Origin of the sequence: Thermococcus eurythermalis (assembly GCF_000769655.1) — an archaeon.
Taxonomy (GTDB): Archaea; Methanobacteriota_B; Thermococci; order Thermococcales; family Thermococcaceae; genus Thermococcus; species Thermococcus eurythermalis.
On sequence record NZ_CP008887.1, the window covers coordinates 142,253 to 166,896 of the forward strand.

At 54.4% G+C, this 24,644-nt stretch carries 25 protein-coding genes and 1 tRNA gene; 11 read left to right on the forward strand and 15 right to left on the reverse strand.

Translation table 11 applies throughout. From position 1 onward, the window contains the following. Positions 1-70 precede the first annotated feature (70 nt). The gene (locus TEU_RS00820) at positions 71-1,126 is read left to right on the forward strand and encodes a DUF835 domain-containing protein (protein ID WP_050001982.1); all 1,056 of its coding nucleotides are present in this window, start codon (positions 71-73) and stop codon (positions 1,124-1,126) included. Between the two features lie 171 nt (positions 1,127-1,297). Here TEU_RS00820 and TEU_RS00825 read toward each other — a convergent pair whose 3' ends face one another. Next, entirely contained in the window at positions 1,298-2,365 is a 1,068-nt protein-coding gene (locus tag TEU_RS00825) for a DUF1464 family protein (protein ID WP_050001983.1), read from the reverse strand. 156 nt (positions 2,366-2,521) lie between these two features. Then, complete coding sequence (gene thsB / locus TEU_RS00830; RefSeq protein WP_050001984.1) at positions 2,522-4,162, reverse strand: thermosome subunit beta; 1,641 nt, start codon at positions 4,160-4,162, stop codon at positions 2,522-2,524. A 151-nt stretch (positions 4,163-4,313) separates the two neighbouring features. Between thsB and TEU_RS00835 the strand changes: the two genes are divergently transcribed. Further along, on the forward strand, positions 4,314-5,033 hold the full coding sequence (locus TEU_RS00835; RefSeq protein ID WP_050001985.1) for a hypothetical protein: 720 nt from the start codon (positions 4,314-4,316) through the stop codon (positions 5,031-5,033). Here TEU_RS00835 and TEU_RS00840 read toward each other — a convergent pair. Continuing rightward, the gene (locus tag TEU_RS00840; protein ID WP_050001986.1) at positions 4,985-5,734 is read right to left on the reverse strand and encodes an anaerobic ribonucleoside-triphosphate reductase activating protein; all 750 of its coding nucleotides are present in this window, start codon (positions 5,732-5,734) and stop codon (positions 4,985-4,987) included. The two genes, TEU_RS00835 and TEU_RS00840, sit on opposite strands and share 49 nt — an antisense overlap. A 22-nt stretch (positions 5,735-5,756) precedes the next feature. Continuing rightward, on the reverse strand, positions 5,757-7,601 hold the full coding sequence (locus TEU_RS00845; protein ID WP_050001987.1) for an anaerobic ribonucleoside triphosphate reductase: 1,845 nt from the start codon (positions 7,599-7,601) through the stop codon (positions 5,757-5,759). Positions 7,602-7,904: 303 nt separating this feature from the next. Between TEU_RS00845 and TEU_RS00850 the strand changes: the two genes are divergently transcribed. After that, positions 7,905-8,930, forward strand: a complete 1,026-nt coding sequence (locus tag TEU_RS00850; protein ID WP_050001988.1) for a tetratricopeptide repeat protein — start codon at positions 7,905-7,907, stop codon at positions 8,928-8,930. 100 nt (positions 8,931-9,030) lie between these two features. Here TEU_RS00850 and TEU_RS00855 read toward each other — a convergent pair whose 3' ends face one another. The 3 genes from TEU_RS00855 to TEU_RS00865 form a co-directional block, all read right to left on the reverse strand. Continuing rightward, positions 9,031-9,306, reverse strand: coding sequence for an elongation factor 1-beta (locus tag TEU_RS00855; protein WP_050001989.1), 276 nt, complete (start codon positions 9,304-9,306; stop codon positions 9,031-9,033). 17 nt (positions 9,307-9,323) lie between these two features. Beyond that, on the reverse strand, positions 9,324-9,497 hold the full coding sequence (locus tag TEU_RS00860) for a zinc finger domain-containing protein (RefSeq protein WP_050003902.1): 174 nt from the start codon (positions 9,495-9,497) through the stop codon (positions 9,324-9,326). 1,170 nt (positions 9,498-10,667) lie between these two features. Further along, a tRNA-Arg gene (locus TEU_RS00865) sits at positions 10,668-10,745 on the reverse strand. Positions 10,746-10,836: 91 nt separating this feature from the next. Between TEU_RS00865 and TEU_RS00870 the strand changes: the two genes are divergently transcribed. Genes TEU_RS00870 through TEU_RS00880 form a run of 3 tightly spaced genes read left to right on the forward strand, consistent with a single transcriptional unit; the run spans position 10,837 to position 12,529 of the window. Next, on the forward strand, positions 10,837-11,205 hold the full coding sequence (locus TEU_RS00870; protein ID WP_050001990.1) for a BlaI/MecI/CopY family transcriptional regulator: 369 nt from the start codon (positions 10,837-10,839) through the stop codon (positions 11,203-11,205). A gap of 6 nt (positions 11,206-11,211) precedes the next feature. Then, positions 11,212-11,994 (forward strand): M48 family metallopeptidase, encoded by a 783-nt coding sequence (locus tag TEU_RS00875; protein ID WP_050001991.1) that lies wholly within the window; start codon positions 11,212-11,214, stop codon positions 11,992-11,994. Position 11,995: 1 nt separating this feature from the next. Next, positions 11,996-12,529, forward strand: a complete 534-nt coding sequence (locus TEU_RS00880; protein ID WP_050001992.1) for a deoxycytidylate deaminase — start codon at positions 11,996-11,998, stop codon at positions 12,527-12,529. Here TEU_RS00880 and TEU_RS00885 read toward each other — a convergent pair. Further along, positions 12,522-12,890, reverse strand: a complete 369-nt coding sequence (locus TEU_RS00885) for a DUF2304 domain-containing protein (protein WP_050001993.1) — start codon at positions 12,888-12,890, stop codon at positions 12,522-12,524. The genes TEU_RS00880 and TEU_RS00885 overlap by 8 nt on opposite strands. A gap of 5 nt (positions 12,891-12,895) precedes the next feature. Next, the gene (locus TEU_RS00890) at positions 12,896-14,218 is read right to left on the reverse strand and encodes a glycosyltransferase (protein WP_050001994.1); all 1,323 of its coding nucleotides are present in this window, start codon (positions 14,216-14,218) and stop codon (positions 12,896-12,898) included. A gap of 53 nt (positions 14,219-14,271) precedes the next feature. Between TEU_RS00890 and TEU_RS00895 the strand changes: the two genes are divergently transcribed. Then, entirely contained in the window at positions 14,272-15,168 is an 897-nt protein-coding gene (locus TEU_RS00895; protein WP_050001995.1) for an MraY family glycosyltransferase, read from the forward strand. Here TEU_RS00895 and cas6 read toward each other — a convergent pair. Further along, on the reverse strand, positions 15,125-15,874 hold the full coding sequence (cas6, locus tag TEU_RS00900; RefSeq protein ID WP_050001996.1) for a CRISPR-associated endoribonuclease Cas6: 750 nt from the start codon (positions 15,872-15,874) through the stop codon (positions 15,125-15,127). The genes TEU_RS00895 and cas6 overlap by 44 nt on opposite strands. A 209-nt stretch (positions 15,875-16,083) precedes the next feature. Here cas6 and TEU_RS00905 point away from each other — a divergent pair, with 209 nt between their 5' ends. The 3 genes from TEU_RS00905 to TEU_RS00915 are packed head-to-tail and all read left to right on the forward strand — an operon-like array spanning position 16,084 to position 18,704. After that, positions 16,084-17,274, forward strand: a complete 1,191-nt coding sequence (locus TEU_RS00905) for a proteasome-activating nucleotidase (RefSeq protein ID WP_050001997.1) — start codon at positions 16,084-16,086, stop codon at positions 17,272-17,274. A gap of 34 nt (positions 17,275-17,308) precedes the next feature. Beyond that, positions 17,309-18,238 carry a serine/threonine-protein kinase RIO2 gene (locus TEU_RS00910; RefSeq protein WP_050001998.1) on the forward strand — a complete coding sequence of 310 codons (930 nt, stop codon included), beginning with the start codon at positions 17,309-17,311 and terminating at the stop codon, positions 18,236-18,238. Next, positions 18,231-18,704: a tetratricopeptide repeat protein gene (locus tag TEU_RS00915; RefSeq protein ID WP_050001999.1), complete on the forward strand. Its 474-nt coding sequence runs from the start codon at positions 18,231-18,233 to the stop codon at positions 18,702-18,704. The genes TEU_RS00910 and TEU_RS00915 overlap by 8 nt, the downstream gene beginning before the upstream one ends. On the opposite strand, the gene TEU_RS00920 is transcribed toward TEU_RS00915, so the two are convergent. Genes TEU_RS00920 through TEU_RS00935 form a run of 4 tightly spaced genes read right to left on the reverse strand, consistent with a single transcriptional unit; the run spans position 18,673 to position 22,661 of the window. Beyond that, the gene (locus tag TEU_RS00920; RefSeq protein WP_050002000.1) at positions 18,673-19,611 is read right to left on the reverse strand and encodes a radical SAM protein; all 939 of its coding nucleotides are present in this window, start codon (positions 19,609-19,611) and stop codon (positions 18,673-18,675) included. The genes TEU_RS00915 and TEU_RS00920 overlap by 32 nt on opposite strands. After that, the gene (locus tag TEU_RS00925; RefSeq protein WP_050002001.1) at positions 19,601-20,770 is read right to left on the reverse strand and encodes an MFS transporter; all 1,170 of its coding nucleotides are present in this window, start codon (positions 20,768-20,770) and stop codon (positions 19,601-19,603) included. Before TEU_RS00925 ends, TEU_RS00920 begins: the two co-directional genes overlap by 11 nt. Then, complete coding sequence (locus tag TEU_RS00930) at positions 20,770-21,690, reverse strand: isoaspartyl peptidase/L-asparaginase family protein (RefSeq protein ID WP_050002002.1); 921 nt, start codon at positions 21,688-21,690, stop codon at positions 20,770-20,772. Before TEU_RS00930 ends, TEU_RS00925 begins: the two co-directional genes overlap by 1 nt. Positions 21,691-21,749: 59 nt before the next feature. Continuing rightward, on the reverse strand, positions 21,750-22,661 hold the full coding sequence (locus tag TEU_RS00935; RefSeq protein ID WP_050002003.1) for a phosphate signaling complex PhoU family protein: 912 nt from the start codon (positions 22,659-22,661) through the stop codon (positions 21,750-21,752). Between the two features lie 84 nt (positions 22,662-22,745). Between TEU_RS00935 and TEU_RS00940 the strand changes: the two genes are divergently transcribed. Next, positions 22,746-23,912, forward strand: coding sequence for an MFS transporter (locus TEU_RS00940; RefSeq protein ID WP_050002004.1), 1,167 nt, complete (start codon positions 22,746-22,748; stop codon positions 23,910-23,912). 31 nt (positions 23,913-23,943) lie between these two features. Here TEU_RS00940 and TEU_RS00945 read toward each other — a convergent pair whose 3' ends face one another. After that, positions 23,944-24,528, reverse strand: a complete 585-nt coding sequence (locus tag TEU_RS00945; protein WP_050002005.1) for an indolepyruvate oxidoreductase subunit beta — start codon at positions 24,526-24,528, stop codon at positions 23,944-23,946. Positions 24,529-24,644: the final 116 nt, after the last annotated feature.

Consider the following 24,644-nt stretch of genomic DNA (forward strand, 5'->3'; position numbering starts at 1 on the left):
AAAGTTTTAGACGGAAAGGAGACGCAAAGCGTTATATAAAACAATAACGCTTAGTGTGTTAAGGGATACCATGAATAGAACGATGCTCATCATTGGACAGACGCTCAGCCTCTCGGCAAAGGTGGCAGGAGCCCTGTTTCTCACTTACGTTTACCGGAAGCACCGGCGAAAGCCGGCCCTCTGCTGGTCGCTTTCCTGGGTAGCGGCCGCTTCTTCGATATTCGCCGACATAAGCGAGAACATATGCCTGCTATCACTGTCTGAAGCATTCTGGGCGGCTCTACTCTTCTGTGGGACACTCTGTCTGCTTGAGGAGAAGGGGGACGTAAACAGAATGGTGAAAGCGCTGTCGGCTATCCCCGTTATAATAAGCCTATACGGAATCCTAATAGGGACTCTGGACTATTCCTCCGATTGGTTTGCTCTTCTCGGCCTGCCCTATGCGGTCTCCGCCCTGTTCATTACAGCTTCCGGGCTTCTAATTATTTCCCTAAAAGACATATATAACACCAAAGCTGTTCATCTTGGTGGCGTCATCACGGTTCTGGGGCTCCATGAACTCGACTTTCCAGTTTTAAGGCTCGTTGAGCGGTTTGCCCCAATAGGCTTCGTTCTGGGTTCCATGTTGGCGGTTCTCTCAGCGTACTTTATGATAAAGTTCGTCTTCACGGCTGAATTCATAAAGGTTGAGAAGCCTCGGGTGGAAATAGACTTCACTCCGGGTGTGATGATAGTTAGTCCTGAGGAGTACCCCGCAATAAAAGAGAAGCTCAAAGAGGTGCCGGCGCTTGCGTTCGTCAGGGACGTAAACGTCCCAGAGGTGTGGAACAGGTTCTTTGTTACGACCTCAGGCAAAGATAACGCAATACCCCCCACAAATCTTGCAAAAATCCTCGACATCACGACGCGATACCTGCGGGAGGCCAATGAAAAGGGATTCCACGGTGTAGTCGTCGTGGACTGCCTCGAATACCTGAAGACATACAACGGATTCGAAGCTATTTCAAAATTCCTGGCGTCCCTCAGGGACTCAACAGTCCTGCACAACGGAGTCCTAATCCTGGTTGTAGAGGAAAACGCGTGGGAGACAAAGGAACTTGGGATGCTGAAAAGAATCCTGGGTTAATCTAGAAGCTTTTGACTAGGCCGTGCCACTGCTAAGGGCCGGGTGCATTAACACCCTCGTTGACGTAGAAAGGGCCAAGGAAGCGCTGGAAATCGGCCTTAGACAGAAAACTAAGGCCCCATATTCAGCCCCGAACCCACAGCCGACGCCATAACCGGATTAAAAAGAAAGTCAGACGCTAAGTGGGAGTTTCACGTAGTCAAGGACGCTTCCGCGGCTCTTCTTTATCTCCACGTGCTCCACGAGCTCCATGAACTGGCCCCCAGCGAGGCCGTCGCCTATTATCGCGCTCCCCTGGGCGGCCTCTTTGGCCTTACCCTCAAGACCCCTCTGCCTGACGACGGGAAGGTCAAAGAGCTCCTCGAATGTGTCTTCCACGTCCTTCCTCAGCTCGTCTATGCGCATCAGCCTGCCCGAGAGGATTATCTCCTGGGCATTTCCAACGACGGCAAGTTCTGAGGCAACGGCCTTAATGAAGCCGTCCTTCATGGCCTCCCATGCCTTTGAGAAAGGTTCTTCGTCAAGCCTTCTGGCGAACTCCTCGGGAGGGAGTATCTCGTTGGCCGCTATCACCGTTGCCCCGCCCCAGAAGAGGTGCCACTTCTTTATCCTCCCCATCAGGTAGGCGACCTCGCCGTCGAGGGCACCGCTGTTTACATAAGCTGGGCCAGGGAATATCGTCCCGCCGATGCCATCAACGATTTTTCCTCCCTTCACGGCTCCAGCGTAGTTGTAGCCGAAGCCCACCTCGAGGAGGACGAAGGAGACATCGCTGTACTCAATTCCAAGCCTCTTCGCCTGGTCGTAGATGCCGAGCACGGTTATCGCCATCTTGTCCGCCGTCCCCATGTCCACCCTGTTGTACTTCCTCCACTCAGGGACGGTTGGAAGGTGAATGACCCCAGGAATGAACCAGACGTTCATGCCCTTCTCGGCCATCTGGCCGACCATCTCCTGGAGGCCGAGGAGAACGGGGATTTCCTTCATTTCCTCCTCTCTCACGAGCGTCATCTCGAAGCGGTCCCTCTCAGTCAGCTCGCTTATGTGCTTCAGCGGAACCCCGTAGCCCGAAGGGCCGATTATGACCTCGGCGTTGAAGTCCTCGATGGCCTTCACTATCCTCCCCGGGTCTTCCGCAACGACTTCGCTTGGAAAACTCAGGTCGAGCTTTATTTTTCCGTCCTCTAAGCCAATAACATCGAAGCTCTTGGTTCCCGGGTCAACGCCTATAACCCTCACGAGAGACCCCCCACTTCAAATTTTGTTCCTATTCAGAAGAGAAATAGCGCGTTTAAAAAAACTGCGCTAAGGCTTCAAAGCTTCAGAAACTTTGCACAGGCCGAAAGGAACCAAGAACAGAATTAGAAAAGTGGGAAGGGTCAGAACTCAGCGCCTTCAGTCTAGGTCGCTGCTGAAGTCCTCGCTTCCGCCCTTGCCGCCCTCTTTGTCCTTCTCGAGCTTGCTGGCGGCGATGACGTCGTCGATCCTGAGGATCATGATTGCCGCCTCGCTGGCGCTCTTGATGGCCTGCTTGGTGACCCTGACCGGGGCGATGACGCCGCGCTCCATCATGTCGGCCGGCTCGCCCTCGAAGACATCTATACCGATGGTCGGTCCCTTCTCCTTGTGCGCTGCTATGACCTTCACGAGGGTCTCGATCGGGTCGAGACCGGCGTTCTCGGCGAGGGTCCTCGGTATGACCTTAAGGGCCTCTGCGAAGGCCTCGATGGCGAGCTGCTCCTTGCCGCCGACCTCCTTGGCGTACTCGTCGAGCCTGATGCTCAGCTCAATCTCCGGAGCACCGCCGGCGGCGACAATCTTGCCGTCCTCGACGATGTCCTTGACGACCTTGACGGCATCCTCAAGGGCGCGCTCGACCTCGTCAACGACGTGCTCGGTGCCGCCCCTGATGAGTATGGTGACCGCCTTCGGGTTCTTGCAGCCCTCGACGAAAATCATGTTCTCGCCGGCGACCTTCCTCTGCTCGACGAGCTCGGCCTCACCGAGGTCCTCTGGAGTGAGGTCGCGGACGTTGGTGACGATCTTGGCGCCGGTGGCCTTGGCGAGCTTCTCCATGTCGCTCTTCTTGACGCGCCTGACGGCCATTATGCCGTACTTGGCCAGGTAGTGCTGGGCGAGGTCGTCAATACCCTTCTGGACGAAGACAACGTTCGCTCCAACTTCCTTGATCTTCTCGACCATCTCCCTGAGCATCTTCTCCTCCTGCTCGAGGAAGGCCTGGAGCTGCTCCGGGCTGGTGATCCTGATCTCGGCGTCGGTCTCGGTCTCCTTGACCTCAAGGGCCTCGTTTATGAGGGCGATCTTGGCGTTCTCAACCCTCCTCGGCATGCCTGGGTGGACGACCTCCTTGTCGATGACAACGCCTCTGATGAGCTTGGTGTCCTTGACGCTACCGCCCTCCTTCTTCTCGAACTTGATGTTGTCGAGGTCGACCTTGTAGGTGCCGTCAACCTTCTCGGCGACCTGCTTGACGGCCTCAACGGCAATCTCGGCGAGATACTCGCGCTCCTCCTCGGCGGCCTTACCAGTGATTGAGGTTATAGCGGCCTTCTTGAGGGTCTCAACGTCCTCAACGTCAACATCCCTGGCAATCTCGTCGAGGATCTCCTGGGCCTTCTCGGCAGCTAAAGCGTAACCCTTGATGATTATGCTCGGGTGAATGTTCTGGTCGAGGAGCTCCTCGGCCTTCCTGAGAAGCTCACCAGCAATAACAACAGCAGTAGTAGTACCATCACCAGCCTCCTTATCCTGAGTCTTAGCAACCTCAACCATCATCTTAGCGGCAGGGTGCTGGATGTCCATCTCGTCGAGTATTGTTGCACCGTCGTTGGTGATAACGATGTCGCCGAGGCTGTCAACGAGCATTTTATCCATTCCCTTCGGGCCAAGGGTGGTCCTAACCGTCTCGGCTATAATCCTTGCAGCCAGAATGTTAAGCCTCTGAGCGTCCCTTCCAACATACCTCTGGGTTCCCTCAGGCAGAATAACAACCGGCTGGCCTGCAAGCTGGGCCATCTCCCCTCACCCCCTCCCTTTTTCTTTTTCACTGGATGAGGTCTTTTAGTAACCTCAAGTGCTTCCGCTTTATGGTTCCTTTGGGCTATTTATAAATTTTTCGGTAGCCCTCCCCAGCAAGGCTTATAAAAGACCATGAGGAGAGGTAAGCATGAAGAAGCTAATCCCAGTTGCAGTTCTAACCCTTGCAGTGGTATTGGTTGCACACACCCAGCTTCAAAGTGATGGGCTGGAGAAATACATCGGAGACTTAAACAGGACGCTGGACTACGCGGCTGTCGTCAGGCGCAACATGGAGCAAAACAACCTGACAACGCTTATCCTAAAGGAGGGCAACCAGTACATAGTTATCGAAGAACCTAACGCACACGGGATATGGTCGCTGTACAATGGAAGCGAGAAGGTAATTAGATGGAAGATATGCGTCGAGGGGTTCCAAAACAACGGAACCGATAGCAACCCTGGCCCGGTTGCCTTCATGAGCTATCTCTACTTAGTCCTCAACGGAAGCCCTAAATACGAGAGAGAAATCACATGGGGAAATCCCATCAAAGTGACCCTCGTGAGAAAGCCGGGCGTTCCACCCTACGAGAACCTAACAATAAACGACACCAAGTACGGGCCCCAAACGTTCCAGGCTCCAGTGAACGACTGGATTAGGGCCAACTTGACGGTCTCAGAGGGGAAACTGAAGAGGATAACCATGCTCTCAAAGTACCCGGACTACTTCAACCAGACCCTGAATACTGTCAGTGTCGATATAAAAATCATATACAGGGGTGAGAAAGGGTATGATAATATGAAAAAGCACGTTCTGGAGCGCTACACCGAACTTCTGAGGGCATGCTCCCCGGAAGCACCAAAGAACTGATTCACGTGGACGGCAACGCCGGCCTCTTCTAGCCTCTTCCTTAACCCCTCAAGTTCTTCCCCGGGCCAGCAGTACCTTGAGCACCATGCCTCGTTTCTTGGATTCGTCAGGGGTCTCCCAACGAGCGGGTTCAGCACGACGTAGAAGTCTGTGTTGATTCTCCGGAGAACCTCCTCAACATAGGGCCACACATCTGGGCCCCGCGCCACGGGGATTCTCAGCTCCACAGGAACCCCGTACTCCGACACGAGTTCGATGCCCCTCAAGAAGAGCGCCCAGAGCCTTTTCGCGGACGCTTTGGGGAGGCCGTAGAGCTCCTCGGGGGGCGCCTTAAGGTCCGTCGCTATGTGGTCAACCAACCCGGCGTTGAGGAGCCTCCCCAGGGGCCCCACGAGGGTCAGGTTCGTGTTCAGGCTCACGGGCACGTCAAGGAGCCTGACCTCCGCAAGGAGAGACCCCAGCTCCCTCCACTGCATCAGCGGTTCGCCGCCGGTGACGTGGAAGTAATCTATGAGGAACGCGCTCGCCTCAAGCTCGTCGAGGAGGGATTTTCTGTCGAGGCGGAAGCAGTCGAGGCCCTCAGCGATGCGCCAGTTGTGGCAGAAAGGGCACTTAAGGTTGCAGCCGCAGAGCCAGAGCGTGAAGGTGACCCTCCCGTGGACGTCCACCATGCTGACGCTCTTCCACCCGCTCGTGAGCATTCAACCACCTCCAGAAAAGAAATCAGGAGGAGTAGTGCCTCCTCGTCCAGAACTCCTTCTTTCTGTACGGGTTCCAGTTCTTGAGCGGGCGGTAGTATCCGATGATTCTGCTCCATACCTCCACGTCCTCGCTTCCACAGCGCGGGCAGTGGGTGTGCAGGCCTGTCGTTGAGTAGCCACATTTGTTGCAGACGGTAATCGCCGGCGTGTAGCTCCAGTAGACGAGCTCGGTTCTCATAAGCCTCCGGGTCAGCTTTGCAAGGGCCTCAGGGTCCGGCTCCTCCCCGAGGAATATGTGCATCATAACCCCGCCGGTGAAGCTCCTCTGGACTTTCTCCTCCACCCTTATCCTGTCCGCAAGCTCAAGGGAGCCATAGTAGGGCGCTATGCTGGTCGAGTAAATTGGGTTCTCCGGGTCGTCGAGGTACTCCCTGAGCTCCGGGAACTCGCGAAGGTCTTTTATGGCTAGCTTCGCCGCGGCGCTCTCACCCGGAACCTCCTCCACGTTCCAGGGCGTTCCAGTTTCCTTCATCCACTCCCTAGCCCTCGCGGTCGCGAACTCAACCATCTCCTTCATGACCTCCGCGGCCCTGAGCCAGTCCCTCCTCGTCCCCTCCTCCCAGAGCTTCGGCTCGTTGAGGTAAATGGCAACCGCTTCTGGAAGGCCGAGGATTCCGACGGTGTTGAAGTGGCTCCCCGGAAACTCCTCAAGGTAGAGGTGAATCATGCTGTACATGTGCCTGTAGGACGTGATAAGCCGGACGTAACGCTCCCTGAACCAGTCGGTTGTTGTCCGGATTACCTCAAGAACACGCTCATACTCCTCCCAGAACCTGTCATCGTCGCCCTTCGCCCTCAGTGCAAGCCTCGGCAGGTTCAGGGTGGTGACGTTCACCGAGCCGGTGATGTCGGGCATCGCCCACAGGCCGCCGAAGCGCTGGCGTTCAAGCCTCTCAACGGCTTCATCTTCAGCGCTCTTACCTGAGACCCCAAATGCAAACGCCATCTCGGACTTATCTATGGCTATCCTGCAGCACATCGCGTAGCTCGCGTCCGGGTCAACAACGTTCGTGTTCAGCCAGTAGAAGCTCCCGCGCTTCGCGGCGGTGGTGAAAACGGCCTCAAAGACCTCCGGGTCGTCCCAGAGCATCTTGGCGGTCACCATCAGCGTGGGTATCGGGAACGTAAAGGGCTGGCCGAGGGCGTCGCCTTCCCTGAGAACCTCCGTCAGGGCTATGAAGAACTCCTTCGCCTCCTTCTCGTACTCGCCGAGCGGCTCAACCTTCTCGCCCGCATAAACCGCGTGGTCGCCTTCAAGCATCTTCTTCGGGGCGTCGAGAGTTACGGTGAAGTTGGTGAAGGGGGTCTGCATCCCCACCCTGCTCGGGTAGTTGAGGTTGTAAACAAGCCTCTGGATGTTCTGCCGTATCTTCCGCCTACCCAGGCCCTCCTTCCTTATGAACGGCCCTGCGTACCACTCGACGCTTGAGAGCGCCTGGGCGCCGCTGAAGTAGTGCTGCATGGTTATGAGGTAGTTCGCTATGTGGTCAACGTACGTATCGAAGTGTTTAGCTGGGCGTGAGACTATCGTCGGGGTCTTGAGGCCTTTTTCGAGGAGCCTCGCGGTGCTGTGGCCGGTGCAGTAGGGGATGTAGAGGCTGTAGGGGAGCTTGTGGATGTAGATGTCCCCCGAGAAGTGCGCCCTCAGCCCCTCCCCCGGGACAAGGGAAATGCTATCCTTAAGGGCCTCCTCCATCACGTAGGCAAAGAAGCCAGTGGGGCCAGGGTAGCGGTTTGCGTTTTCCAGGACGTCGAGACTGCTCCAGCCCGCGTACTCCTTGATGATGTCGCGCTTAGTGGCCTCCATATTTACCACCTGGATAAATTGTCCCGAATCTCAGGTTGCGGGCACACCCTATAATCCTTCTCGTTGGACTGATGGACATAATATCCAGCATATTATAAGTGGATACAGCGAATTGATAACAATAGCGGGGAGCTTTTTGACCAAACGACAAACAAAATGACGAACAGAATAAACCATAGCATTAAATCAGACAGTAACTTGTCCAATATTCAAATACGCTTTGATAGTTTTGACAGATGTCAGAGGCTTTCGAGACCATATCTTTTTAACCAGTTCGGCGAACCGAAGGGCGGTGATGTAAAAATGAGCGACATCAGGGCCGAATGGGAAAAGGCCTTAGCGGAGAAGGACTGTGAGAAGTTGCTTGAGCTCTTTGACGATTACATTGACATCATCGAGGACGAGGAGACCCTTAGGCAGGAGCTGAAGAAGTTGGGAGAAGTCGCGGTCGAGTGCGACGACCCCTACGACCTACTCCACGAGATTGGCCATGTTTACGCTCACCTCGATGACGCCGAGGCTGGGATTGAGCTCTACAAAAAGGTAGCTGAAAGAAAGAAGGACGACCCGGAGGAGTACGCAACAGCCCTTTATTACCTGGCCGATGCCTACGAGCACTTCGGCATGCCTGATAAGGCAATAGAGACCTATGAAAAGCTCCTCAAGCTGGAGGAGGAAGTCCTGAAGAACGAGAGGGAGATAGCACTTACGCTGGCTAACCTCGCGGTTAACTACGACGAGCTGGGCGAGACTGAGAAGGCCATTGAGCTTATGGAGCGCGCGAGGGAGATTTTTGAGAAGCTCAACGACGAGAAGAACCACATGATAAGCCTCATAGACTTAGCGCACTTCCACTACGAGCTTGGGAACTACGACACCGCGGAGGCCCTCATCAGGGAAGTCCTCAGGAACCCGCGCGACGATGAGATTGAGATAAACGCCAAGCTGGTCGAGGCCGAAATCCACGCGGGCAGGGAAGACTACGATAAGGCCTTCAAGGCCCTCCGCGAGGCCCTGCTCAAGGCAATCAACGTGAACGACGATGTCTTTGGGCTCGTGTTCGACACGCTCATAGACTTCATCGAGGGCCTCTTCAACGAGGAAGAGTACGAGGTAATAGCGAGGAACATGGAGGGCTTCGCCGAGCTGTTTGAGGACGATACCGCGTACTTCTTCAGGGCAATAGCGGAGCTCGCCCGCTGGAGAGCCGGCGAGGAAGGGGCAAAGGAGCGCTTCGACGAGCTCTATTCAAAAGTGGAGAACGAGGAGCTCCGCTCAATACTTGACGAGTGGAAGAGGCCGAAGCTTAGCCTGAGCTTGGGGCTTTGAGCCCTCTTTTTAAAACTCTCTTTCTCATCACTTTGATGTTAGAAACTGGAAGTCCGAGAAAACAGCGGGATTGAAGTAAGTCAAAAGGAGGGCAGAGCCCTCAGATTCTCGAAACGGTCTCGACCTCGGCGCTCTCGACGTTCTCAACCTGCCTAAAGGCCTCAAGGACCTGCTCAAGGTCATAGCCCTCTTCGTCCTTGGCAAGGACGTAGAACTTGAGGGCAACGAGACCGAAGGCTATCGGCTCGCGCTCGACCTTGGCGAGGCCGAACTTCTCGGGGAGAGCCTCCTTGAGCTTGACCTCGAGCTCGTCGAGGTTAACCTCGGGGTCGGTCGGCATGACCTTAATAACCGCAACCATGTTGTAGTCAGCCATTCTTTTCACCTCCTAGTTTACGGCCCCTCCCATCCGCACTTGGGGCACTTGTACGGGACGCTAAGGACCCTGCAGGACTCGCAGCGCCAGATGATGGCTTCGCCGCAGTTCGGGCAGACGAAGTGAGTGGCGTGCTCCCTTGGGGTTATCTCCTTTCCGCATGAGGTGCATACGGGTATCTCGAACTTCATTTCCTCAGCCACTGCGAACACCTCCAAGAAAGGCGGTTGTTTTTAAACCTCTGGTGAGCGTTACTCGGCCAATTTATAAGCTTTTCCCCAAGCAAAGCCCCGACAAGGGCTCCGAATATTATCATGTCCGACATTATCTCTGCCGCAACAAGAGCTTAAAAGGAAAATCGTCCCTGGTGCGCTCTCCCGCCAGTGTTTCTCCTTCCAGGTGACCTTTAGGAGGTTGAGATTCTCCAGTTTAGAAACCCCTACACTGAGTTACACTGAGTCCGCTTTTCAAAAGGAATCACGAACCTTGGTCAAACTTCGCGGAAGCTTTTTCCAAAAGCTTCACCAAAAGTTCGTAGATCTCCCCACAAAAACCGTAATGCAGGATTTTTACCTCTTCACAAGCCCCCTGTCCCCAAAGAGAACACGTTTATACAAAGCTCTGTCGGAGGGTTTGCTTCCCCTTTGACGCCCTTCGGGCGTCTATTCCAACGTTAAACCCCACAATAAAGGAGCAATTTAAGAAGTCCTCATTTCCAAGACCACATATCCAAAAGAAAAATCACCTAGAGTTCTAGTTTTCAGAAGGAGCTACGAACCTTGATCAAACTTCTCGCTCAGCCTTTGGAAAAGGCTGGCGAAAGTAACGCCCTTCTCATCTACCGGACAAGAAGGCAATCGTGCACTAACAAAACTGCAACCTTCAAGTGAGTTTACTTCCCAGGCAAACACCTTCAGGCAGTTTCAAATTCATTTTGGCGCCCGAAGGGCGCTTTCCTACAGTGAAACACTAGCAAATGAGCAGGCTAAACAGAAACCCACATTAAAAGCCTAGCAATTTTAAAATGGCACTCGCTTTTCCGCCAGCGCTTGCGCAGGAAGCTTTTGGAAAAAGCTTCACCAAAAGCTCGTGATTCCTCTTCAAAGCTCCTATGTAACATAATTTCAAAACCAAGCTGGTCGGTAGAAGCCTGAATTCACTTGATGACTTAGACTTTCTTCTTAAGTTCTACTTAAACCGCGCTCCAAAGGAGCGCCTAAAAGCTTGAACCCCTTGTTAAAAGACGCCCTTAGAGAAATTCACCTTTCCACAGGAGCAATCAATGAGAAATCCACTCAAAGAACAGCAACTCAAAAGAGAATCACAAACCTTGATGAAACTTTGCGAAGGCAAAGTTTCGATGGCGGGCCGGGCGGGATTCGAACCCGCGACCTTCGGCTCCGGAGGCCGACGCCCCATCCAGGCTAGGCCACCGGCCCACCCGGGGTAAATACATAACAGGGCTTAAAAAGCTTAACCCACGACAAAGCTTTTTAGGTTTGTTTAGAAAGATAAATCTAGGTGATGAGTATGGAGCCGCAGGAGTTTAAGCTCACCGAGGAAGGCATTAAAGCTGTTCTCCCCCCACTTGAGGCCGAGATAATGGAGCACATGTGGAAAGTGAAAGTGGCGACGGCAGGCCAAGTTTATGAGCATATGAAGCAGAAGCATCCCGATATAAGACGCTCCACGGTAAGCATACTGATGAACCGTCTCTGTGAGAAGGGACTCCTCCAGAGAGGCATCGATAGGGGCAGGGGCGGAATGAGATACGTATACTCAATAACAACGACAAGAGAAGAGTTCGAGCAAAAAGTTGTCCAGAAGATCCTTGACGCACTGATGACAAACTTTAGAGAAGCGACCTACGCATATTTATCCAAGATGAAAAAGAAGTGATGCAAGATGCTCTATCTCATCCTTGCACTTGAGGTCTTCCTGATAGTCTGGACTCTAGGAGACCTCGGGCTTGCAATGGTGGCAGGGATACTTGCATCCCTGGGGATCCTTTACGTATGGGTAAATAGGCATAAGTTCGGTGAAAGGTTAATTCCCCTTGATAAGGAGGAAATGCCGTGGCTCTACAAGGGCATAGAAGAGCTCGCAAGAAAGGCCGGAGTTCCAATGCCAAAGATCTACCTGCTGGACGACTATATACCAAACGCGTACTCATTTGGAGACACAATTGTTCTTTCACTCGGCCTTTTTGAAGTTCTTGATGAGGACGAAATAATAGTGGTAGCCGCTCATGAACTCGGCCATATAAAAAACAGGGACACTATATGGTTCCCGGTGATAACCTACGGAAGGTTTCTGATGATAATAAGCACGCTGGTACTCGTTATTGCAGGCAACATTGCAGTTAAAGGCCTTGCACCCCTGCTTTACTTGGTATACGAGCTTTCAAGGAGCGACTTCATGAAGGCGAGAGAGTTCTTGGCAGACGAGACTGCACTGGCATTGCTCCCGGTGCCAATGAGCCTCAAAAGGGCCCTTGAGGAGTTAAAATACTACGAAGACCTCAGGACGAACGTAAAGATTAAAGGCGTCCCAAGCATCGAGCCAGGGATAGAGAGGGAAAAGCGCTTCACGTTTTTCATGGAGACACACCCCAGCTACGAGGAGAGAATCCTAAGGATAACGTTTGAAATTAACAATCTGATAGAAATCAAGCAGAGGGTGCGGTGATATGGGCGTGGAGATTTTCCTCAATCGGGAAAAAGCCGAGAGGATAAAGCGGATACGACCAACGAAGGACGAGTACTTCATGCTGATAGCTAAGCTGGTCTCCCTCAGGGCCACGTGCCCCAGGCTCAGGGTCGGCGCTGTTGCAGTAAAGGACGGCTACATTCTGGCGACCGGTTACAACGGCGCGCCAAGGGGAATGAACCACTGCATTGACGTGGGCTGTCTTATCGTCGATGGCCACTGCCACAGGGCCGTTCACGCGGAGCAGAACGTTATAGCGATGGCGGCAAGAAAGGGGATAAGCCTTGAGGGAGCAACGCTCTACGTGACCCACTTCCCCTGCGACACCTGCTTTAAACTCGTCGTCAACGCGGGGATTAGGGAGATAGTCTACGAGGAGATGTACCCCAACGAAGCCACCGAGATACTGCTGAAAGAGGCCCAGGAGAAGGGAATAGTGAAGATACGGCAGTTCAAACTGCCGAAAGAGCGCGTCAGGGCGTTTCTCGAGGAGCTCTTCGGGGAGTTCATTTGAGCTTTTTCTCGATTTCTTCAAGCCTTCTGTTGAGCTCTTCCAGCTCTATGGCGACTTTTCTGGTCAGCTCGGTTATCTCACGCTCAGTTCTGTCCACCGCGAGGTAGACCCTAAAGAGCAGCAGATATGCAATCCCTATGGCGACAACAAAGAGGGCATCCAAACCCCTGCCCAGGCCGAGAATATCCTTAATTTCAATGGCAATCCTCAGGGGGAACAAGGCAACGATGAGCAAACCTACGAGGAGAGCCTCCCAAAACAGGAAGTCACCCCATTCAAAATCTCCCCTGCGGTACTTGCCGAGAACGTAGACCACAAGGACAAGCACGATTGCAAGGGTAATCATCTGAACCGCATACATAGCCATCACCTCAGTTTGTCAAAGAGAAGGTTCAGGGCTATCTTAACGCCCTCTAAAACGTTCGTCCCCTTCTTCATAGAGTACTCAGTGTAGACAGCCTTGATAGGAACTTCGACGATTCTACAGCCCGCTTTGGAGGCCTCTATTATAATCTCACTCGACACGGCATAGCGGTCGCAGGTTATCCTGATTTTCCTCAGGCAGTCGCCGCTTAGACACCTTAACCCGCTCTGACTGTCGCTGACGTATTTACCAGCAAAAACCGCGGTCACGGCATCTAGAACGAAGTTGCCGAACTTCTTCACGAGGGGCATCTGGCTCGTGTCACCTTTGAGCCTTGAGCCGACCGCAAAGTCCGCCCTGCCCTCCGCAACTGGCCTCATGACGCGGAGGGCGTCGCTTATAAGGTGCTGGCCGTCGGCATCAAATGTGAGGACAAGTTTGGCGTTTTTTCTGATGGCATAGGCAAAGCCCGTTCCGAGGGCCCCACCAAGCCCCCTGTTGACGAGATGCGTAAGAACGTGGACTCCGTAAGAACGAGCTATCTCCTCCGTTCTATCCCTGGAGCCGTCGTTCACGACGATTATCTCGTCCTTTTTGAAATACCTGAGAAGATTCTCTATTACCCCCTTGATGGTCTTCTCCTCGTTGTAAGCGGGAACAACAACGTAGCTCGACAGGAGCCTCTCGAAGAGCTTCCTGAGGTGAATGAGGTTCTCGACCTCAAAGTTTGGCTCGGCTTCAACCTGAAAGCTCATTCTGCCAGCCTCGTGGCCGGTGACAAGGACGCTCAGAGCGCCGAGCTCCCGGGCAGGGATGACATCGTAGCCGTGGTCTCCAACGACGATGGCTTTCTCTGGTTGAACGTTGAGCTCACCGAGGATTCTCCTCAGCTGGCCAGGATTCGGTTTCAGCTCCTCGGGAGGGACATCATCCCTCGTTGAAATAATCTCAAAGTAGTCCTTAATGCCGTGAAGCTCCAGGGCCTCAAGGGCAGCCATTCTGGAGCTCCGGGTCATGAGGGCAAGCTTTATTCCCTCCCCCACAAGAAAGTCGAGGAGCTCCCTTGCCCCCTCGAAGAGAAAGCTGTCCCTTATCCTTTCAACTTCAAGATTGACGAGAATTGAGTACATCTCTTCGAAAGGTCTGCCCGTTTTTCTGGACAGCTCGATAAGGCCCTCATACATCGGCGTTAGCTCTCCAACGAGCTCCCTGGGAATCCCTAAGGAAATCAGCCGTTCTTTAAGCTCGGACTTTATCTCGCTGAAAGTCTTCTCAGCACCCACAAGCGTCCCGTCGAGGTCAAAAACAACGGCCCTGATGTCCATGATATCACCGAAGGATTTATTTTTGCCCCAGTGTACTGGAGCCGGTGTCCGAGATGATAGCGTTACTCACGCTTATATCTTTAATCCTTTCGCTCGTCCTCACCGGATACATCGGAGGGCTTATGGGAAAGGCCGGAATAGTTGGCAGAGATATTCACAAACCGGAGAAGCCCGAAGTCCCGGAGATGGGCGGCACAGCGATAGTTCTCACCGTGGGGCTTCTGGGGGCGCTGGTGAAGCCAGAGATACTCCCGGTGTTCCTCCTCTTTGGACTGGTGGGAGTTATAGATGACCTAGTCGCCCTCAAGCAGTCCCACAAGGTCGTCCTTTCGCTCCTCGTGTCGGTTCCAGTTGCATTCATGGACATAGAGAGGAGCATCGATTTATTTGGATACACACTGAACCTCGGAATACTCTACCCTATCTTCGCAGTCCTGTTCGTTACCGGCTCGGCGAACCTCGTCAACATGCTGGCCGGGTTCAACGGGTTAGAGGTTGGTACGAGCGCGATAGCCCTTGGCTTTCTCGCCCTGATGACAGAAGGCACCGCGAGGGAAGTTGCCCTCATAGGGCTCGGTTCATCTTTGGGGTTCCTCTGGTGGAACAGGTATCCCGCCAGGGTCTTCCCAGGCGATACAGGGACGTTGAGCCTGGGGGCGCTTATAGGACTCGTCGGAATCCTAGGCAAGGTTGAGACCTACACTGCAATCCTGCTGGTGCCCCACTTTCTCGACTTCGCGATAAAGGCCCTTGGTGTCCGCTTTGGGGTCAGGAGGTACGGAAGGACAGAAGTCCTGCCAGACGGAACCCTCAAGGCCCCACCATACCCAAGCTTCCTCGGAACAATAATGAGAAGGGTCAGGGTTACCGAACCCAGGCTCGTTGCAATAGTCTGGGGGATTGAGTTCACCCTTGGTGTTCTTGCGTGGGCTCTGAGTCAATTACTTTGACCATTCCAAAGCCGTACCTCGTTTTTTCTCCAAACCCCGTCTCGTAGCCAAACTTTGCCAGTTCATGCGATCCGGTGTACCTGAACACCATGAGGGAGCTCCTGAAGTAGGTGTCCCTAACGAGTATCCTTACGGGCTTGAACTTGAGGACTTCAATCTTAAAGTCCTTGTCCTCGGGCATGTGTCCGTAGATGGCGGAGTAGCGCATCAGCATTACCTTTCTGAGCTTGTCAAAGAACATATCGTCGCTGGGATACAAGTCCCAAATCTTCATCCTGCCGTCCACGAACTTGACGGTTCTGACCATGATTGGGCTGAGGGTGGAGAACAGCATTTCATCTTTGATCTCTGGCTCTCTGAGAACTTTAACATCGTCTGCTATGAAGGTCGCGTCCTTAATCTTAAGGGCAGGGTCGTCAAGAAAGCCCTCGGCAACGGCCTTGATGAGCTCTGCCGAATGCGACGAGACGTAGAGAGACACGTCATCAGACAGAACCCTGATCCCCGCCTCCGGGATAAGCTCCCTTTTGCGAACCATTATGCGCGAGAACGTGAAATAATCGGTGTGACTTGTTTCCACTCCCCTGGCCAGCTCTGGGGATATCAGGTATATCTTTTCCAAGATTTGTGTGTAGACCTCGTAGTTATAGTTGAAAGGCAGTATTGTTCCTTCCACCGCCGGCCTCAGCTTTATTTCTATTCTCATTCTACCCACCCCGGTTTCAGCTAAGAATATATTGGGATTTAAGATTAATAAGAATTTTGCATAGAACGTGCCAATAAGTGCACATATTTACAACTTTAAAGTGTCGGCAACGACAGTTGGAAAACCTGCAAGATAACTCCAGAGCCCACAAGGTTAAAAAGGCTCTTAATTAATGACATGTAGAGAGAACGTATGAGAGGTGAGAGAGTATGAGTGTTGAAGACGCAAACATTCACGAAAATTACGATGATTACATAACGTTCCTCAAGAGGAGGATCAGGCAGCTTGAATTGCAGGTAAGAACGCTCGAGGCCGACAAGGAGAGGCTTGAGAGGGAGCTCTCAAGGCTCAGGATGGAGATGTCACGGCTTAGGCAGCCACCCGCATTCGCCGGCAACGTTATCGAAGTCCTCGACGACGAGAGGGCTATAGTCCAGAACTACAACGGGCCGCGTTTCGTCGTCAGGATAGCGCCGTGGATAGAGAGGGACAAGCTGAAGCCCGGCTCAAGGGTTGCCCTGGACCAGAGGACAATGGCGATTGTTGAGCTCCTACCGAGCGAAAAGGACCCCAGCGTGCTCGGCTTTGAGGTCATAGAGAGACCCAGAGTCAGCTACAACGACATAGGTGGCCTCGACAAACAGCTCCAGGAGCTCAGAGAGGCGATAGAGCTGCCGCTCAAGCACCCAGAGCTCTTCGAGAAAGTCGGAATCGAGCCTCCGAAGGGAGTGCTCCTCTACGGCCCGCCCGGCTGTGGAAAGACCCTCATGGCGAAGGCCATCGCAAGGGAGGTCAACGCCACCTTCATCCGCGTCGTCGGCAGTGAGCTCGTCAGGAAGTTCATAGGAGAGGGCGCAAGGCTCGTCCACGAGCTCTTCGAGCTGGCCAAGGAGAAGGCGCCGACCATAATCTTCATTGACGAGATTGATGCAATAGGAGCAAAGAGGATGGACGAGACCACCGGCGGTGAGAGAGAAGTGAACAGAACCCTTATGCAGCTCCTCGCCGAGATGGACGGCTTCGATCCAAGGGGCAACGTCAAGGTCATAGCGGCCACCAACAGGCCCGACATCCTTGACCCAGCACTCTTGAGGCCGGGCAGGTTCGACAGGCTCATAGAAGTCCCGCTCCCGGACTTCCGCGGCAGGCTTGAGATACTCAAGGTCCACACCAGGAAGATGAACCTCAGGAACGTTGACCTCAGGGTCATAGCTGAGATGACGGAGGGAGCAAGCGGAGCCGACCTGAAGGCCATAGCGACCGAAGCCGGAATGTTCGCCATAAGGGACAGGCGCGAATACGTTACACAGGACGACTTCCTGAAGGCCATCGAGAAAGTCCTCGGCTCGGAGAAGAGGCTTGCCCAGACGATTGCGATGCACGAGGTCATGTACGGCTGACCTTTCTTTTCTCATTCATCGGAGGAGAGAGTGAATGGTCAGCAGGCTACTGGCACTCGAGGCATATCCACAGCTCCGCGACCTGGACTTCAGAATCCTCAGGGGAGTAGAACTCAACATGAGGCACCACAAGTGGGTGCCCTTAGAGGACATAGCGCGCTTCGCGAGGGTAGATGTAGAGACCGCATCGTTCAGGCTCGGCAAGCTCGACGACCTCTCGCTGGTCAGGCGGAGGAGCGACATAGGCTACATCGGCTACCAGCTCACGATACACGGCTACGACGCCCTGGCGATAAGGGCCCTCGCCAAGAAGGGCGTTGTCGAGGCCATCAGCGCCACCCAGATAGGTGTCGGAAAGGACGCGGACGTTTACGTCGGGATAACGCCGGGCGGTGAGCAGGTCGCGGTGAAGTTCAACAGGATAGGGGGCAGAACCGCGTCCAGGAGGGCGGGCTACCACTCCCACGTCTTCGCGGACAAGCACCACACGAGCTGGCTCTACGTCTCAAGGCTCATTGCAAAGAAGGAGTACGACGCCCTTGTTTTGCTCAGCCCGATTGCGAGGGTTCCAAAGCCCATAGCCTGGAACAGGCACGTTCTCGTTATGGAGTTCATCAAGGGGACGGAGCTCGCGGAGCTGAGGGACGATGACCTGATGAAGGAGGAAGCAAAGAACATTTTGGATAGAATACTTGAGGAGTACCTCAAGATAGTGCGCTTTGGAATAGTCCACTCCGACCTGAGCGAGTTCAACGTCGTCCTGACGGGCGACGACATTCTGATAATAGACTGGGCCCAGCACATAACCACAGCCAACCCCGAGAGCTACGGGCTGCTGAAGAGGGACCTCCAGGTCATTCTTAACGCCTTCAGGAGAAGGTGGCGCGTTGAGAGGAGGTTTGAGGATGTCTGGCCGGAGTTTGAGAAAGCCTGGCACGAGAGCAGGGGTGAGAGGCATGAGTGAGGGACGCGAGAGGATTGCCGCGCTCTTCCGCGAGGCCCTTGAGGCCGAGAACCGGAACGACTTTGAAACCGCCAAGAGGAAGCTCGATGAAATACTCCATGAGACCATTGAAGCTGAACCGGAGCTGTATTTTGAGGCATGCTTCCGTCTCGTTGATATATTCCTCCAGGAGGACAACTACAGGGGAGCTGTCAAGTGCGCCCTCCGCGCAGTTGTGCGCGCTCCAAGTGAAGAACACTACAGGCTCGGCCTGAAGAGACTCGGCGACGTCCTGACGATAATCAAAAAAGAGGGCAAGCTCTCCGAACTCGCGGAGAACATGGAACAAGCGCTCAAGCTCGTCGAAGGCGACGAGGAGCTGTACCGCTTTACAATGGCCCTCATAAGGCTCGCGAGGGGAGAAGAGGTCGGGGAGAAGTTCACGCTCCCCGAACTCAACGAGGCCTTCGAGAGCCTAACCGGGTGAGGAACTCCTCAACGTACTCTTTTTTCGGTGGAAACGGGAAGTTGTAGGGCTCCTTCTTTGGCCTTTCATTGTAGTACGGCCTGTTGCAGGCCGGACAGCCGTGGGTGGAAAACACTGACGGCGGAACGTCTATACCGTCCAGGTCAAAGCCCGCTATGGAGTCTCCCTCCATGATGATTCTGTCCCCGAGGCCGTTCTCAATGAGCCACCTGGCCAGCTGGACTTTCCGGTAGCGCTCAAGGCTTGGTGGAGAAGAGTTCTCAAGCCTCGTTCCCTTCAGGGGAGTGAAGGCGAAGAGCGAAACGTCAGCCCCTATTGAGTATGCCCTTTCAAACGTCTCGACCAGCTCCCTGTCGGTCTCCCCAAGCCCCACTATGACGTGAACCAGCGCCCTTCCGGCCCCGAAGACGTCAACGATTCTCTTAGCGAAGTCCCACATCTCCCCCCACTCGAAGTCGGGTTTAATCTCACTGAACAGCCTCTTGCTTGCCACGTCCAGGCCAACGCCAATGTAGTCAACGCCAAGGCCATTGAACTCATCAAGAGTTGCCCTATCAACGGGAGTTATCGAGACCGAGACTGGCAGATTGAGGGGCTTAAACGCCTCAAGCAGGGTGAAAACATCATCAAGCATTCCGGGGTAGTCTATCGTCTGGAGACATATCCTCCCGAAGCGGCCGTTGGGAAACGCATCGAGAACTTCTTCAAGCTCGAACGCAGGCCAGGTGACGCGGGAGAGCCTGTTGAAGTCCGCACTGCTTGAACGGGCCTGGGCACAGAAGGCGCAGTCGTTGGCGCATTTGCCAGGCCAATATGTCATTAGGTAGGCAGTCGTTGGCCGGGCCATCAGCTTCGCCCTGATAAGCCCCATCGCGATTGCGGTGCCGTAGGAGACCCTAACGAGCATTCAACTTCCCCCAGATAACGGGCGCGTAGAGGGTTATAAACCCAACCCCAAGGATTAAAGGAAGAACCGGAAAGACGCCCCAGTAGTCCCTCACCTGGGCGACGTAGCCGAGGGCCACCTGGCCTGCTAAAGTCCCGAGGTCGAAGAACATGGTGTATATCCCAGAGCCCATCGTCCTTATTCTCTGTGGCAGGTTTCCGAGGGCCATCAGCTGCATCGCCGGAACCGCCAGACCAAAGCCCGCTCCGATGAGGGCGGCGCTGACGTAAGCGTAGGGCGGAAGAGTGTACACGTTAAGCATGACGTAGCCCATGAGGAGAAGGACGAGGCCAAGGGTCGTCACCGGGAGAGGCCCTCTTCTGTCGGCGCTCCTGCCCCCGATAAGGCGCGTCATAAAGGAAAATGTCCCGATGACCATCATATAATAACCGAAGAGGCTCTGGGGTAGGGATAGGGACTTGTAGAGGGCGGGGAGGTAAGTGGTAACCCCCGCATAGCTCATCGAGAAGAGGAAGAGCGTCAGCGAGGCGGAAACGAAGGTTACCCTCAACAGCTCGCGGTAGCTGGCCTTCTCGTGCTCCCTGTGTCCTGCAACATCCCCGACTTCACGCCAGGCCATGAAAGCCAGCAATGCCCCGACTGTCGAGAACACCGCCGTCAGCGCAAAAGCCCCTCCAAACCCGATTAAATCTGAGGCGTAGCCGCCTATCGCAGGCCCGACTATGTTGCCCAGGGAAAACATCATGCCGCGCCAGCCGAGGGTCTCTCCCACCCTGCCGGCGGGGGCCAGGTCTACTGCGGTTGAAAGGCTGGAGGGGAAGAACAGCCCCATTGAGAATCCGTGAATTGCCCTGGCAAATGCGAAGAGGTAGACGTTGGAAGTCAGGGCAGACACGACGTAAAGAACCCCCGCAAGGAGGCCCAACAGATTACCGCCGACGAGGGCGTGGAAGCGGTAGCCTTTATCCCCAACGGCACCGCCTAGGGGCTTGGAGATGAGGGAGAGGAAAGATGTGACCCCCGCCACGAGTCCGACCAGGAAGGGCTCGGCGTTAAGGCTGACGAGAAACGGAGAGACCACTGGCGTGACGACGCTTATCCCGAGGAAGAAAAAGAACGTTGAGAAGTTAAGGAGCCAGACGTCCCTCAGTGAGGCCACTAAACACCAGCCTCCGGCCCTTTCATGCCCTCCTTCATGAAGGCGTAGCTCATGTGCTTGGTATTCTTGGCAAAGCCGACGTTGCCCTTTGCATCTACCATAATGATGCCCATCGTGTCGGGGCCGAAGTACCGAGTGGCAAGGCTTATTGCCGCGTCGCTTGCCGCCTGGGCGTCCATACCGAGCCTGACGAAATCGGTGGCACTCTTTGCCAGGGCGAGCTTTATCGCCACCTCACCGAGGCCTGTACAGGAAGCACCTGCAACCTCGTTGGCGTATGTTCCACCGCCGATTATGGGGGTGTCGCCGACCCTGCCAAACATCTTGAGGAAGACACCGCCGGTTGAAGTCCCCGCAACGACCTCCTCGCCGTCAAAGGCAACCGCCCCGACCGTGCTCCTGAGGACTTCTGGGTATTCTTTGATCAGCTCGTTGAGCTTCTTCCAGTGCCTCGTTTCCCCCTTCTCGATGAGCTTTTTCCTGAGCTCCTCCCACTGCTTGAGCCTCTCATCTGTAACCGGGTCGTACTCCTCGAAGCCCATGAGCCTGGCAAACTTGACGGCCCCCTCACCTATGAGGAGCACGTGGTCGGTCTTCTCCATGACCTTCCTCGCGACGCTTATCGGGTTCTTGACGCCCCAGATGCCAGCAACTGCCCCCGCTTCCAGCGTCTTCCCGCGCATTATTGCCGCGTCCATCTCGACCTTTCCGTCGAGGGTCAGGACGGAACCGGTGCCGGCGTTGAAGAGCGGGTTGTCTTCAAGGGCCTTGACGGCCTCCTCGACGGCGTCCAGTGCGGAACCCCTCTTGAGCTCGCGCCAGCCCGCCAGAACAGCCTCCCTAACGCCCTCAATGACCTTTGGAATGCGCTCCTCTTTCCTTATTGTGCCGGCACCGCCGTGGACTATTATCGCGACCATGAGAACCACCGGGGAAAGTTCCCTCGAAGGGTTAAAAGGGTTGTGGAAACGAAAAGAAATCAGCTGATCGCCATGTTGATTATAGTCTCCCCGATGTTCTCAAGGTACTCAAGTATCCTCCTGAAGCTCTCCTTGGCAATGGACTGCCTGTAGTCGGTCGCTTTAATCGTGGCGCGGAGCTCTAGCATGAGCTTGTCTATCGCCTTGAGGTCGCGCTTCTCTATCTGCGCAACCATGGCCTCGAACTTCTCCCGGAGGTACTGGACGTCAATATCATCGGGGTTCTCCGCGATTCTGATTATGTGGTCGCCTATCCTCTCGATGTTCCTGGCGATGAATAGAATCCCCATGAGGTCAAACGTCCTCCTGGCGATTCCACTCTCCTCCACAACCGTGTGCTTGCTCAGCAGCCTGTTCACGGTGCGGACTATCAGAAAGTAGAACCTGTCAAGCTCGTTTTCGAGGTCGTTCATGTCACGCCTTATCTCGCCGTCCCCGGTGCCGATGAGGAGCTCAAGGTCGCCGAGCATCGAGAGGATAATGGACCTGATTCTCCACAGGAGCTCAGCCAGGTTGACCTCGTCCTCGTCGAGAAGGCTCTTTGCAACAATCCTCATCGGTTCGTCGAGGATTATCTCGACACCGGGAAGGCTCTGAAGCACCTTTCTTATTTTGACCTTGTAGATCGGCATCTCCCCGGGGAGCCTTATCTCAAGGACATCGTAGCCCTGGATGTAGGCGGAGATAACGAGCCTTATCGCCATATCGGGCGAGAACTCCTCGGAGAGCGCCAGGACTTTTTTCTCGCTCACATCTTTAGGCTCGCTAGGGAAGATTGTTATACTGCCGTCCGGGTTTATAGTCAGCGGTACGGTATCACCCTGCTTTAGGTTGTGCTCCTTCACCCATTTCTTTGGAAGGGAAATTATGTATGAGCTTCGTCCGGTAAACTGTATCTTGCGGAACTCCATATCAAGCCACCCACGCTATATAGAGATAGCCCGTTAAAGGCTTCACTTCGATAAACTTATAAGCGCTATGAGGGACGTTTCACTATGCTCTCCAAGTACGGCAGGGACGCGAAGATACTCATCGGGGCAAACGCGCTTGGACAGACGTTCCTCTGGTTCTCGTTCTTCATAATGCCGTTTTACCTGACCGCCCTTGGCTACAACGAGAAAGAAATGGGAGCGTTCTTCTCGACCCAGACGACTGTAGGAGGGCTCTTTTTCCTTCTGGCAGGATATGTCTCCCTAAGGCTCGGATACAAGAAGACTCTCATCCTGAGCGCGTTCGCCGGGCTCATCGGGAGGCTCCTGCAGGTTCTCGCGCCGAACACGTTTATCCTGTTCCTCGGGTTCGTCCTCGTGGGGGTGAACATGGGGCTAAGGCAGCCGAACTACAACGCCTACCTGAGCGAGCTCGTTCCAGGCGAGATGAGGCACGAGGCGTTCTCCAAGAGCTTCGGCCTTGGAACGCTCTTCAACTCGCTTGGAGTACTCCTAGCGGGCTTTCTACCGGAATATCTAATGAGACTATCCTTCGCAGAGGAAACGGCCTACAGAATAACGTTCTCCTTCTCAATCCTCCAGTTCGTCTTTGTTATCCCTGCCCTGCTCCTCGTCCATGACGTCGAGGTCAGGGAGAGAAAGATAAGGTGGGAAAGAGACCTGGTAATAAAAATCCTCAAGTTTTCACTGCCCAGCGCCCTCATAGGCCTCGGTGCGGGGATAACCATACCCTTCATGAGCATCTACTTCAAGAAGCGCTTCGGGGAAACCCTCCAGGCGATAAGCTGGGTCTTCTTCTTCCAGCAGCTGGCGATGGGCCTCGGCTCGTTTGGACTGCCCGAGCTCGTCAGGAGGTACGGGCCCGTCAGGGTTATAACGTCATTCCAGGGGCTTGCAACGCTCCTCTTCGTCGTGTTTCCGTCCCTAGAGACGTTCGCACTGGCGGGAGCGGTTTATGTGCTCAGGGCAATACTCATGAACATAATCTGGCCGATAAACGACTCGTTCATGATGGGCTTTTTCAGGGCCGAGGAAAAGGCAACAGCAAACGGGATAAGGCAGGCATTCTCGACGTTCATGCGCGGAATAGGAAACTCCATCGGCGGGACGCTCTTTGCAGTCTCCCTCGCTTACCCGTTCTACGCCACAGCCATCCTGTACGCCGTAGCAACGGTCATGTTCTATGTCCTCTTCATAAAACACAACGAGTGAAGTGTCCCAAAGGAAGAAGAGAGGGAAAAGTTCACTCCTCTGCGAGCTCGACTCCCCTATCGAAGGCCCTGAAGTTCACTTCCCAGAGCTTCTCGCGCAGGGTGAGCTTTATCCCCTCGAGGAGGCTCTCGCGCTTGAGCGGAATGAGGCCCTTGCCATAGGCATAGCCGAGCATCAGGACGCCAAGGGTCCTGGGGTTTATCCCGTCAGCCTCGCGCTGGAAGTCCAACATGTGGACGGGGCAGATTCTTCCAAGGGCCTCGTTTATCTCTTCAAGCTCAGGGTAGCGCTCCTTTCCGACGAGCGTCGTCGCGGTGTGAATCGGATAAGCATTGACGATTGCCACGCTCTCCTTTCCCAAAAACCGAGCGTTCCTCAGAGCCTCTGCGGGCTCAAGGGCGAGCATTAGGTCCGCTTCCCCCTCCCCGATGAGAGGAGAATAAACCTCCTCGCCAAAGCGGAGGTAGCTGAGGACGCTTCCGTAGCGCTGGCTCATTCCAAGGGTCTCGCCGATGCGAACGTTGTAGCCCTCTACCATCGCCGCGTTCCCGACTATCCTCGAAAGGGTCAGACCACCCTGGCCGCCGACCCCGGTAATTATAAGGTTAAACTCCATAAACACCACCTACATGGGTTGGAGCGAGACAATAAAAAGCTAAGCTCAAAAAAATTCGCTGAAACAAGGGGTTTTCTGAAAATTATGAGCCTTCCATCCTTAGTTCGAGAATTCCA

Coding starts and splice junctions, on each gene's coding strand:
- TEU_RS00935 (WP_050002003.1), bottom strand. CDS start 22,661: ATGGAGTTCCGCAAGATACAGTTTACCGGACGAAGCTCATACATAATT.
- TEU_RS00885 (WP_050001993.1), bottom strand. CDS start 12,890: ATGTATGCGGTTCAGATGATTACCCTTGCAATCGTGCTTGTCCTTGTG.
- TEU_RS00915 (WP_050001999.1), top strand. CDS start 18,231: ATGAGTGAGGGACGCGAGAGGATTGCCGCGCTCTTCCGCGAGGCCCTT.
- cas6 (WP_050001996.1), bottom strand. CDS start 15,874: ATGAGAATAGAAATAAAGCTGAGGCCGGCGGTGGAAGGAACAATACTG.
- TEU_RS00870 (WP_050001990.1), top strand. CDS start 10,837: ATGGAGCCGCAGGAGTTTAAGCTCACCGAGGAAGGCATTAAAGCTGTT.
- TEU_RS00945 (WP_050002005.1), bottom strand. CDS start 24,528: ATGGAGTTTAACCTTATAATTACCGGGGTCGGCGGCCAGGGTGGTCTG.
- TEU_RS00820 (WP_050001982.1), top strand. CDS start 71: ATGAATAGAACGATGCTCATCATTGGACAGACGCTCAGCCTCTCGGCA.
- TEU_RS00930 (WP_050002002.1), bottom strand. CDS start 21,690: ATGGTCGCGATAATAGTCCACGGCGGTGCCGGCACAATAAGGAAAGAG.
- TEU_RS00835 (WP_050001985.1), top strand. CDS start 4,314: ATGAAGAAGCTAATCCCAGTTGCAGTTCTAACCCTTGCAGTGGTATTG.
- TEU_RS00895 (WP_050001995.1), top strand. CDS start 14,272: ATGATAGCGTTACTCACGCTTATATCTTTAATCCTTTCGCTCGTCCTC.
- TEU_RS00845 (WP_050001987.1), bottom strand. CDS start 7,601: ATGGAGGCCACTAAGCGCGACATCATCAAGGAGTACGCGGGCTGGAGC.
- TEU_RS00860 (WP_050003902.1), bottom strand. CDS start 9,497: ATGAAGTTCGAGATACCCGTATGCACCTCATGCGGAAAGGAGATAACC.
- TEU_RS00940 (WP_050002004.1), top strand. CDS start 22,746: ATGCTCTCCAAGTACGGCAGGGACGCGAAGATACTCATCGGGGCAAAC.
- TEU_RS00880 (WP_050001992.1), top strand. CDS start 11,996: ATGGGCGTGGAGATTTTCCTCAATCGGGAAAAAGCCGAGAGGATAAAG.
- TEU_RS00855 (WP_050001989.1), bottom strand. CDS start 9,306: ATGGCTGACTACAACATGGTTGCGGTTATTAAGGTCATGCCGACCGAC.
- thsB (WP_050001984.1), bottom strand. CDS start 4,162: ATGGCCCAGCTTGCAGGCCAGCCGGTTGTTATTCTGCCTGAGGGAACC.
- TEU_RS00875 (WP_050001991.1), top strand. CDS start 11,212: ATGCTCTATCTCATCCTTGCACTTGAGGTCTTCCTGATAGTCTGGACT.
- TEU_RS00920 (WP_050002000.1), bottom strand. CDS start 19,611: ATGCTCGTTAGGGTCTCCTACGGCACCGCAATCGCGATGGGGCTTATC.
- TEU_RS00890 (WP_050001994.1), bottom strand. CDS start 14,218: ATGGACATCAGGGCCGTTGTTTTTGACCTCGACGGGACGCTTGTGGGT.
- TEU_RS00905 (WP_050001997.1), top strand. CDS start 16,084: ATGAGTGTTGAAGACGCAAACATTCACGAAAATTACGATGATTACATA.
- TEU_RS00840 (WP_050001986.1), bottom strand. CDS start 5,734: ATGCTCACGAGCGGGTGGAAGAGCGTCAGCATGGTGGACGTCCACGGG.
- TEU_RS00910 (WP_050001998.1), top strand. CDS start 17,309: ATGGTCAGCAGGCTACTGGCACTCGAGGCATATCCACAGCTCCGCGAC.
- TEU_RS00850 (WP_050001988.1), top strand. CDS start 7,905: ATGAGCGACATCAGGGCCGAATGGGAAAAGGCCTTAGCGGAGAAGGAC.